Raw genomic sequence first — 10,242 nt, 5'->3', positions numbered from 1 at the left:
CGCCCCCCCCCCGCCCGCCCCCGACGACCGCGTGCGAGCCGTCACCGGAGAGGCCGTAGGTGCCGGGACGCAGGGAGGCCAGGTCGCGGGTGAGCGTGATCCGGCCGGCGGCCGTGCCGTGCACGGTGAGCCGCGGCTCGGTGGGAAGCGGCCGGCCGGGCGTCGCCTTGAGTGCGGCGTCGCTGGCTATTCGCCCGGCGGCGACGCCGGCCGCGCCGGCCGCCAGGACCGCTGTGACGGCTGCGGCCGTCGCTGTGACAGTGCGCACGGGTCCAGTGTCCCGGCGGACCCGGCCACCGGCCAGTGGAAGGACGCCCGCGGTGTGAAGCGGGGCGACTTCCCGGGCCCCGCGGCCGGACACGAGGCATCGGCGGGGCGGGCCGGACATGATCTCAGCGGCGCTGGCCGTACCCGCGCAGCCGCTCGCCGGCCTCGGCCATCTGCCCGTCCGACAGCAGCGACGGTGTCAGGCCGGGCACCGACGACGCCGTGAGCCACAGGCGGCACATCCATTCCAGCTGGGCCGTGCGGTCGTAGGCCTGGTCGAGGGAGGTGCCGTAGGTGATGGTGCCGTGGTTCCCGAGGAGGCAGCCCGAGCGGCCGGCGAGTGCCCGGAGCATGTTCTCGGCCAACTCCTCGGTGCCGTACGTCGCATAAGGGGCAACCCGGACGGGGCCGCCGAGGGCGGCCGACATGTAGTGGATCGGGGGGAGCTCGGTGACGAGCGTCGAGACGGCGGTCGCGTGGACCGCGTGGGTGTGCACGACGGCGCGGGCGTCGGTGGTGCGGTAGACGGTGAGGTGCATGGGCAGCTCGCTGGTCGGGACCAGGCTCCCGAGCACCTGCCGCCCGTCGAGGCCGACCCCGGTCACGTCGTCCGGGGTGAGCCGGTCGTAGGGGACGCCCGACGGTGTGACCAGCACGGTGTCGCCGACCCGCACCGAGACATTGCCGGAGGTTCCGACAACCAGTCCGTCGGACACCGTCCGGCGCGCCGTGACGACGAGCGCCTCCCAGGCGAGCGCCTCCTCGTCGAGGACACCCCTTCTCCTCGCTTCCGGCACCGCCCGCGCCCCCTCCCGGCCGCATCGGCCGTCCCGCTCGTCCCGCCGTTGTTCGGCCATGCCGAGATCCTGCCAGCCGGTCCCCCGGGGGACCGCCCGAGCGGGGCACTCTAGGCCGGAAGTCACGCCTCCGAAAGAGTGCATAAAGCCATAAACAGTACTCTTCGTAGACTTGGCCGGAGATCTGCCCGCGTTCGGTGGCCTTCCACTACTCTCGGGACGATTTGCCGTACACGAAGCCATTCCGGGGGGAACCATGGCCCGTGATCGCAAACCGTCCCGCCACCGCGCCCGCGTGATCGCGGCGTCCGCGGTGGCGCTCACCCTCGGCGGGACCGTGCCGGCCGGGTCCCCGGCGTCCGCGGCGGACCTGACGAAGGGGTACGACGTCTCTTCCCACCAGAAGAACGTCGACTGGGCGGGCGCGAGGGCGAAGGGCGCCAGATTCGTCTACATCAAGGCGACCGAGTCCACGAACTACCGGAACCCCTACTTCACCCGGCAGTACGACGGCTCGCGCGGGGCGGGCCTGATCCGGGGCGCGTACCACTTCGCGCTGCCGGACAGGTCGTCGGGCGCCGCGCAGGCCGCGTACTTCGTGCGCAACGGCGGCTCCTGGGCCTCCGACGGCTGGACGCTGCCGCCGGCGCTCGACATCGAGTACAACCCGTACGACCGGAAGCACAAGTGCTACGGCCTGAGCAGGGCGAGGACGGTCGCCTGGATCAAGGCCTTCAGCGACGAACTGAGGCGGGAGACCGGCCGTCGCCCTGTGATCTACACCACCACCCACTGGTGGAACGCCTGCACCGGCGGCAGCGGCGCCTTCGCCGCGAATCACGCCCTGTGGATCGCCCGCCACGGCTCCTCGGACGTGGGAGAACTGCCGGCCGGATGGTCCTACTGGACCTTCTGGCAGTACGACGACGGCGGCCCCCTGCCGGGTGACCAGAATCTCTTCGACGGGTCGCCGGGCCGGCTGAGGACGTTCGCCCGGGGCCACTGACCAACGCGCGCCTGGGCCGTCGAACCGGAGGGGAGCGGCGGCCCCGTAAATGTGACACCACGATGCCTGCCTCAGTTCACCTTCCGTTCACTCAGGTTGCCTACGGTCCAACAGCCAATGACGACCTCTGAACGATTGCCTGGGTAAATGGAAAACTTCTCGCTGATCCTCGCGATTGTGGTGGTAACCGCACTCGCGTTCGATTTCACGAACGGTTTTCACGACACCGCCAACGCGATGGCCACGACCATCTCGACCGGTGCGCTCAAGCCCAAGGTCGCGGTGGCCATGTCCGCCGCGCTCAACCTTGTAGGCGCTTTCCTCTCCGTGGAGGTCGCCAACACGATCTCCAAGGGTCTCGTCGACGAGACCGGCATACGTCCCGAGGTCATATTCGCCGCCCTGGTCGGCGCGATCCTCTGGAACCTGCTGACCTGGCTGGTCGGACTCCCGTCCAGCTCCTCGCACGCCCTGCTGGGCGGCCTGATCGGCGCCACGATCGCCTCGGCCGGCACGGGTGCCGTCCACGGTGACGTGCTCGTCACCAAGGTCCTGCTCCCGGCGGTCGCGGCCCCGATCGTCGCCGGTGTGGCGGCCATGCTCGCCACGCGGTTCTCCTACGGGCTGGGCAAGGACGCCGACGGCGAGGCCACCCGCAAGGGCTACCGCGCCGGCCAGATCGCCTCCGCCGGCCTGGTCTCCCTCGCCCACGGCACCAACGACGCCCAGAAGACGATGGGCATCATCACGCTGGCGCTGATCGCCGGCGGTGCCATCGCCCCCGGTTCCAACCCTCCCACCTGGGTGATCCTCTCCGCCGGCCTGGCCATCGCGCTCGGCACCTACATCGGCGGCTGGCGCATCATCCGCACCATGGGCAAGGGCCTGACCGACCTCCAGCCGCAGCAGGGCTTCTCCGCCCAGACCAGCGCCGCGACGGTCATCCTGGCCTCCTCCCACCTGGGCTTCTCCCTGTCCACCACGCACGCCGTCTCCGGCTCCGTGATGGGCGCGGGCCTGGGCCGCAAGGGCGGTGTGGTCCGCTGGTCCACGGTGACCCGCATGTTCGTCGCCTGGGCGCTGACCCTGCCGGCCGCCGCGCTGGTCGGTGCGCTCGCCGAGTCCGTGACCGGCCTGGGGGACTGGGGCACCGCGCTCGTCGCCGTCTTCCTGATCGCCTCCAGCGCCGCCATCTGGAAGCTCTCCCGCCGCCAGGTCGTCGACCACAGCAACGTCAACGACACCGATGAGCCAGCCGGTGTGGTGACCACGGCGATCGCCGCCGTGACGCCGCCCCCGGCGGGCACCGTGGCCGAGGACCTGACGGCCACCATCCCCGCCCCCGCGACCGTCACCGACCCGGCCACCCCTCCGGCCGCCGCCGTCTGACCCCGAGACCCGGTTACTAAGGAAGCATCACCATGAAGATCGACTGGGCAGCCCTCGGCTCCGTCTTCGGCGTCAGCCTCGTGGTCACCGTGGGCCTCGTGGCCCTCTTCACCCTGGGCGTCAAGGGCCTCGCGCACCGCGAGCGCGCCACGGCCCAGGGCGGCTCCGCCACCCTCGCGGTCACCGGAGCGTACGTCTGCTTCGCGGCCTGCGCGGCGGCGGTGGCGTACGGCATCTACCTGATCATGGCCAAGGCCTGACCGAGTTCGCCAGGCTCCTCCCCGATGCCTTCGGGGAGGAGCCTTTCGCATGCCGTCACACCGGTCCGGGCAGTGCCGGTGTGGGGTTCTGCACACTCTCCCCGTGCAGGTCAACAGCAAGTTGACGGCCCTTCCGGGCCCGTGGTGGACTGCCCGAGCCATGTACGGCGGCAGAAGAGGAAGCCGGTGTGAATCCGGCGCGGTCCCGCCACTGTCACCGGGGTAGCAATCCCCGGGAGCCAGGAACTCTCACCGCCGGTCTCGTCGAACCAGGGCGTGGACACCCTGAGTGAGGACATATCGCCATGCTCGCTCGGCCGTTGAGGCACAGCACCGGAAGATCATTGCCCGACCCCACGGCCGGCTGAGCCGATGCGTGCCGATCGCGTCTTCGCGTACGGCGCAGCCGCCGGCCTCCTCGGCGACCTCCTCCTGGGCGATCCGCGACACGGGCATCCGGTCGCCGCGTTCGGGCGTGCGGCGGGAGCCGTCGAACGGGTGCTGTGGCGGGACCACCGGGGATGGGGCGCCGCGCACACCGCCGTCTGCGCCGGTGGCGCCGTAGCCCTCGGCGTCCTCGCCCGGCGAGGCGTACGCGCCTCCCCCGCCGCCTCCGTCGCGCTCACCGCGGCCGCCACCTGGGCCGTCGTCGGGGGGACTTCGCTCGCCCGGGAGGCCCGGACCGTCGCAGACGCCCTGCAGAGGGGCGACGTCGACGCGGCACGCGCGCGGCTGCCCCATCTGTGCGGCCGCGACCCCCGGGCCCTGGACGCCGGCGGAATAGCGCGTGCGGTGGTGGAGTCCGTCGCCGAGAACACCTCCGACGCCGTCGTGGGAGCCCTGGTGTGGGGCGCCGCGGCCGGCGTGCCCGGGCTCCTCGGCTTCCGCGCCGTGAACACCCTCGACGCCATGGTCGGGCACAGGTCGCCCCGGTACCGGCGGTACGGCTGGGCCTCCGCCCGGCTCGACGACGTCGCCGGATGGCCGGGGGCCCGGCTCACCGCCGCACTGGCCGCGGCCGCGGGCCCGGATCCACGCGCGGCCCTGCGTGCCTGGCGTTCGGACGCACACCGGCATCCGAGCCCCAACGCGGGCCCCGTCGAGGCCTCCTTCGCGGGGGCTTTGGGCGTACGGCTCGGCGGAACCCTCTCCTACGGGGGGCGCATCGAGCACCGGCCCGTGCTCAACGGCGGCGGCCGTGCCGTGGCCACCGAGGACATCGACCGTGCCGTACGGCTCTCCCGTCGGGTCGGTCTGCTCGCGCTCGGCGTCGGTGTCGCCGCGCGCGCCGTCGCAGCGAAGACAAGGGGGCGCAGATCATGAACGGTGGACTGCTCGTCGCGGGTACCACCTCCGACGCCGGCAAGAGCGTCGTCACGGCGGGGATCTGCCGATGGCTGGTGCGGCAGGGAGTCAAGGTCGCGCCCTTCAAGGCGCAGAACATGTCCCTCAACTCGTTCGTGACACGGGAGGGAGCCGAGATCGGCCGGGCGCAGGCCATGCAGGCCCAGGCCTGCCGGGTCGAGCCGACCGCGCTGATGAACCCGGTGCTGCTCAAGCCCGGCGGCGAACAGAGCAGCCAGGTGGTGCTGCTGGGAAAGCCGGTGGGCGAGTTGAGCGCGCGCGGGTTCTTCGGGGGCTCTGCGCCCGCGGCACGGCCGTCATCAGGTGCAGTGTCCCCCGGGAGGAGGCTGCACGGGGGCCGGCAACAGAGACTTCTCGGGACCGTTCTCGACTGTCTGGCCGAGCTGCGGGGCACGTATGACGCGGTGATCTGTGAGGGGGCGGGCTCTCCCGCCGAGATCAATCTGCGGCAAACCGACATCGTGAACATGGGGATCGCACGCAATGCCCGGCTCCCCGTGCTCGTCGTCGGCGACATCGACCGCGGGGGCGTCTTCGCCTCCTTCTTCGGGACCGTGGCCCTGCTCTCGCCCGAGGACCAGGAACTGGTCGCCGGCTTCCTCGTGAACAAGTTCCGCGGGGACGTGTCCCTGCTGGAGCCGGGACTGGACATGCTGCACGGGCTCACCGGGCGGCACACCTACGGCGTGCTCCCGTTCCGGCACGGGCTCGGCATCGACGAGGAGGACGGACTGAGGGTCTCGCTGCGCGGCACCGTGCGCGAGTCGAACGTCTCCCCGCCCGTCGGCGAGGACGTCCTGCGCGTCGCCGTCTGCGCGATCCCGCTCATGTCCAACTTCACCGACGTGGACGCGCTCGCCGCCGAACCGGGTGTCGTGGTGCGGTTCGTGGACCGGCCGGAGGAACTCGCCGACGCCGACCTCGTCGTGATCCCGGGCACCCGGGGAACGGTTCGCGCGCTGCAGTGGCTGCGGGAGCGCGGTCTCGCCGAGGCTCTCGTCCGGCGGGCCGCCGAACAGCGGCCCGTCCTCGGCATCTGCGGCGGGTTCCAGATGATCGGCGAGCACATCGAGGACGAGGTCGAGAGCCGGCAGGGACCGGTCGACGGGCTCGGTCTGCTCCCCGTCCGGGTGCGGTTCGCCCGGGAGAAGACCCTGACCCGGCCCACCGGCGAGGCCCTCGGTGAACATGTCGAGGGGTACGAGATCCACCACGGGGTCGCCGAAGTGCACGGCGGGGAGCCCTTCTTGGACGGCTGCCGGGTCGGGCAGACCTGGGGCACGCACTGGCACGGCTCCCTTGAGTCGGACGGCTTCCGGCGGGCCTTCCTGCGCGAGGTGGCGGCCGCCGCGGGCCGCCGTTTCGTGCCGGCCCCCGACACCTCGTTCGCCGCGCTGCGCGAGGAACAGCTCGACCGGCTCGGGGACCTGATCGAACAGCACGCGGACACGGACGCGCTCTGGCGGCTCATCGAGTCCGGCGCGCCACAAGGACTGCCCTTCATTCCACCGGGAGCGCCCGCATGAGCACAGTGTTGTTGTTGTCGACCGCCGACACCGATCTGCTGGCGGCCCGGGCCTCCGGCGCGGCCTACCTGACCGGCAACCCGACCCGGGTCGACGTCGCCGAAGAGCTTCCGGAACTCGCCCGGCGGGCCGACATCGCCGTCGTACGGCTGCTCGGCGGCAGGCGCGCCTGGGAGGACGGGCTGGCCGCGCTGAAGGCCGCGGGTGTCCCGACCGTGCTGCTGGGCGGCGAGGCGGTGCCCGACGCCGAGCTGATGGCCGAGTCGTCCGTGCCGGCCGGTGTCGTGGCCGAGGCGCTGCGGTACCTCGTCGAGGGCGGCCCCGCCAACCTCACCGAGCTCGCCCGGTTCCTGTCCGACACGGTGCTGCTGACGGGTGAGGGGTTCACCGAGCCGCAGAAGATGCCCGAGTACGGCGTCCACGGCGAGCGCGCCCTCGTCGAGGGCCGGCCGACCGTCGGCGTGCTCTTCTACCGGGCCCACGAGCTGAGCGGCAACACCGCCTTCGTCGAGACCCTGTGCGACGCGCTCGAGGCGCGGGGCGCCAACGCCCTGCCCGTGTACTGCGGTTCGCTGCGCGGCGCCGACGCCGGGCTGTACGAGATCCTCGGCCGCGCCGACGCCCTCGTCGCCACGGTCCTCGCCGCGGGCGGCACGCACGCCTCGCAGGCCTCCGCGGGCGGCGACGAGGAGGCGTGGGACATCGGGGCGCTGGCCGGCCTGGACATCCCGGTGCTGCAGGGGCTCTGCCTGACCTCCTCGCGGTCCGCGTGGGAGGAGTCCGACGCCGCCCTCTCCCCCATGGACGCGGCCATGCAGGTGGCGATCCCGGAGTTCGACGGCCGCCTCGTCACCGTGCCCTTCTCCTTCAAGGAGCAGGTCGTCTCCGAGGACGGAACCGACGTCCCGGTGTACGTCGCCGACCCCGAGCGGGCCGGACGCGTGGCCGGAATCGCCGTACGGCACGCGCAGTTGAAGCACAAGGAGAACGCCGGCAAACGGGTCGCGCTGGTCTTCACCGCCTACCCGACCAAGCACTCCCGCGTCGGCAACGCGGTGGGCCTCGACACGCCCGCCTCGGCCGTCCGGCTCCTGGACGCGCTGCGGGACGCCGGCTACGCGCTCACCGAGTACCCCGACAACGGCGACGAGCTGATCCACCGGCTCATCGAGGCCGGCGGCCACGACGTCGAATGGCTGACCGAGCAACAGCTGGCCGCCGCGCCCGCGCGCGTGCCGCTCGCCGACTACCGGGCGTGGTTCGACGAGCTCGACCCCGGGCTCAGGGAGGGCATGCTGGAGGCGTGGGGCGAGCCGCCGGGCTCGCTGTACGTCGACGGCGACGACATCGTCCTCGCCTCCCTCCGGTTCGGGAACGTCGTCGTCATGATCCAGCCGCCGCGCGGCTTCGGCGAGAACCCGATCGCGATCTACCACGACCCCGACATGCCGCCGTCGCACCACTACATGGCCGCGTACCGCTGGCTGGAGACTGCAGCATCGGAGGGGGGGTTCGGCGCGGACGCGATCGTGCACATGGGCAAGCACGGCACGATGGAGTGGCTCCCCGGCAAGGGTCTGGGGCTGGGCAGGGGCTGCGCGCCGGACGCCGTCCTCGGCGACCTCCCGCTGATCTACCCCTTCATCGTCAACGACCCCGGCGAGGGCACCCAGGCCAAGCGCCGCGGCCACGCCACGGTCGTCGACCATCTCGTACCGCCGATGGCCCGTGCCGACACGTACGGCGACCTGGCCAGGCTGGAGCAGCTGCTCGACGAGTACGCGCTCGTCTCCGACCTGGACCCGGCGAAGGCCCCCGCCGTCCGCGCGCAGATCTGGACCCTGGTCAAGGCCGCCGAGCTCCACCACGACCTGCACGTCGACGAGCAGCCGGACGAGGACGACTTCGACGAGTTCGTCATGCACATCGACGGCTATCTGTGCGAGATCAAGGACGTCCAGATCCGCGACGGCCTGCACATTCTCGGCGGCGGCCCGGTCGCGGAGCCGCGCGTCAACCTGGTCCTCGCAGTGCTGCGCGCCTCCCAGGTGTGGGGCGGGCAGGCCAACGCCCTGCCGGGACTGCGGGCCTCGCTCGCGGAGCACTTCGGGCTGGTCGAGAAGGAGCTCCTCGCCGAGCCGGGCGTGCCGGTGAAGGTGCCGGTGGAGCTGACGGACCTGGTCGAGGGGCCGTCCCGTACGGCCGCCGACGCGATCGACCTGCTGGAGCAGCTGTGCCGGCGGATCGCGGAGGGGATGGAGTCGCGGGCGTGGGACGTCACGGCGGCGCCGGGCCTGGTCCGTGAGGTGCTCGGCGGCGAACTCCCGGACGCCGTCGCCGTGCTGGAGTTCGCCTGCGCCGAGGTCGTGCCGCGCCTGGCGAGGACCACCGACGAGATCGGCCACATCCTGCGGGCGCTGAACGGCGGTTACGTCCCCGCCGGACCCTCCGGCTCCCCCACCCGTGGTCTGGTCAACGTGCTCCCGACCGGCCGGAACTTCTACTCGGTCGACCCCAAGGCCATTCCGTCCCGGCTGAGCTGGGAGGTCGGGCAGTCGCTCGCCGACTCGCTGGTGCAGCGGTACCTGACCGACACCGGCGAGTACCCGAGGTCGGTGGGCCTCACGGTCTGGGGTACGTCCGCGATGCGCACCCAGGGCGACGACATCGCCGAGATCCTGGCGCTGCTGGGCTGCCGTCCGGTGTGGGACGACGCCTCGCGCCGGGTGACCGGCTTCGAGATCGTGTCCCTGGAGGAGCTCGGCCGGCCGCGCATCGACGTCACGGTCCGGATCTCCGGCTTCTTCCGGGACGCGTTCCCGCACGTGGTCGGGCTGATCGACGACGCGGTACGGGCGGTTGCCGAGCTGGACGAGCCCGGGGACCGGAACTTCGTCCGCGCGCACGCCGATCAGGACACCGCCGGGCACGGCGACCGGCGGCGCGCGACGGCCCGGATCTTCGGTTCCAAACCGGGCGCGTACGGCGCCGGTCTGCTGCCGCTGATCGACGCCCGCAACTGGCGCTCGGACGCCGACCTCGCCGAGGTGTACGCCGTCTGGGGCGGCTACGCCTACGGGCGCGGGCTCGACGGGCGGGCCGCGCGCGGGGACATGGAGACGGCGTTCCGGCGGATCGCCGTCGCCGCGAAGAACGTCGACACCCGCGAGCACGACCTCGTGGACGCCGACGACTACTTCCAGTACCACGGCGGCATGGTGGCCATGGTCCGGCACCTCACCGGGGCCTCCCCGGAGGCGTACGTCGGCGACTCCGCGGTGCCCGACCAGGTGAGGACGCGGACGCTGGGCGAGGAGACCCACCGCGTCTTCCGCGCCCGCGTGGTCAACCCGCGCTGGATGGCGGCCATGCGCCGGCACGGCTACAAGGGCGCCTTCGAGATGGCGGCGACGGTCGACTACCTGTTCGGGTACGACGCCACCGCCGGGGTCGTGGACGACTGGATGTACGAGAAGCTCAGCGCGGAGTACGTCTTCGACGCGGAGAACCAGGAGTTCATGCGGAAGTCCAATCCGTGGGCGCTGCGGGGCATCGCCGAGCGCCTGCTGGAAGCCGCGGACCGGGGCCTTTGGGCGGAGCCGGACCAGGAGACCCTGGACCGGATCCGAGTG

At 72.2% G+C, this 10,242-nt stretch carries 7 protein-coding genes, 1 pseudogene and 1 riboswitch; of the genes and pseudogenes, 6 read left to right on the top strand and 2 right to left on the bottom strand.

What is annotated here, in order from left to right:
• A pseudogene (locus ACFW2E_RS31060) lies at nt 1-268 on the bottom strand (hypothetical protein); the annotation flags it as partial.
• Nucleotides 269-392: 124 nt separating this feature from the next.
• Nucleotides 393-1,124, bottom strand: a complete 732-nt coding sequence (locus ACFW2E_RS31055) for a class II aldolase/adducin family protein (RefSeq protein ID WP_384470395.1) — start codon at nt 1,122-1,124, stop codon at nt 393-395.
• A 196-nt stretch (nt 1,125-1,320) separates the two neighbouring features.
• On the opposite strand from ACFW2E_RS31055, the gene ACFW2E_RS31050 reads away from it, so the two are divergent.
• The 6 genes from ACFW2E_RS31050 to cobN all read left to right on the top strand — a co-directional run.
• On the top strand, nt 1,321-2,070 hold the full coding sequence (locus ACFW2E_RS31050) for a lysozyme (protein ID WP_384470394.1): 750 nt from the start codon (nt 1,321-1,323) through the stop codon (nt 2,068-2,070).
• A 147-nt stretch (nt 2,071-2,217) separates the two neighbouring features.
• A complete protein-coding gene (locus ACFW2E_RS31045; RefSeq protein WP_384470393.1) occupies nt 2,218-3,459 on the top strand; it encodes an anion permease in 1,242 nt (413 codons plus the stop codon).
• Between the two features lie 32 nt (nt 3,460-3,491).
• The gene (locus ACFW2E_RS31040; RefSeq protein WP_384470392.1) at nt 3,492-3,719 is read left to right on the top strand and encodes a hypothetical protein; all 228 of its coding nucleotides are present in this window, start codon (nt 3,492-3,494) and stop codon (nt 3,717-3,719) included.
• Nucleotides 3,720-3,846: 127 nt separating this feature from the next.
• Nucleotides 3,847-3,989: riboswitch (cobalamin riboswitch) on the top strand.
• Nucleotides 3,990-4,091: 102 nt separating this feature from the next.
• The gene (locus ACFW2E_RS31035; RefSeq protein WP_384470391.1) at nt 4,092-5,042 is read left to right on the top strand and encodes a cobalamin biosynthesis protein; all 951 of its coding nucleotides are present in this window, start codon (nt 4,092-4,094) and stop codon (nt 5,040-5,042) included.
• Nucleotides 5,039-6,610, top strand: a complete 1,572-nt coding sequence (locus ACFW2E_RS31030) for a cobyric acid synthase (protein ID WP_384470390.1) — start codon at nt 5,039-5,041, stop codon at nt 6,608-6,610. The genes ACFW2E_RS31035 and ACFW2E_RS31030 overlap by 4 nt, the downstream gene beginning before the upstream one ends.
• On the top strand, nt 6,607-10,242 hold a 3,636-nt coding region (gene cobN / locus ACFW2E_RS31025), incomplete at its 3' end, for a cobaltochelatase subunit CobN (protein ID WP_384470389.1). The genes ACFW2E_RS31030 and cobN, both read left to right, overlap by 4 nt.

The organism is Streptomyces sp. NPDC058964, from assembly GCF_042741275.1.
Taxonomy (GTDB): domain Bacteria; phylum Actinomycetota; class Actinomycetes; order Streptomycetales; family Streptomycetaceae; genus Streptomyces.
The sequence above is the reverse complement of the archived record's forward strand: the minus strand, read 5'-3'. Positions and strand labels throughout refer to the sequence as shown.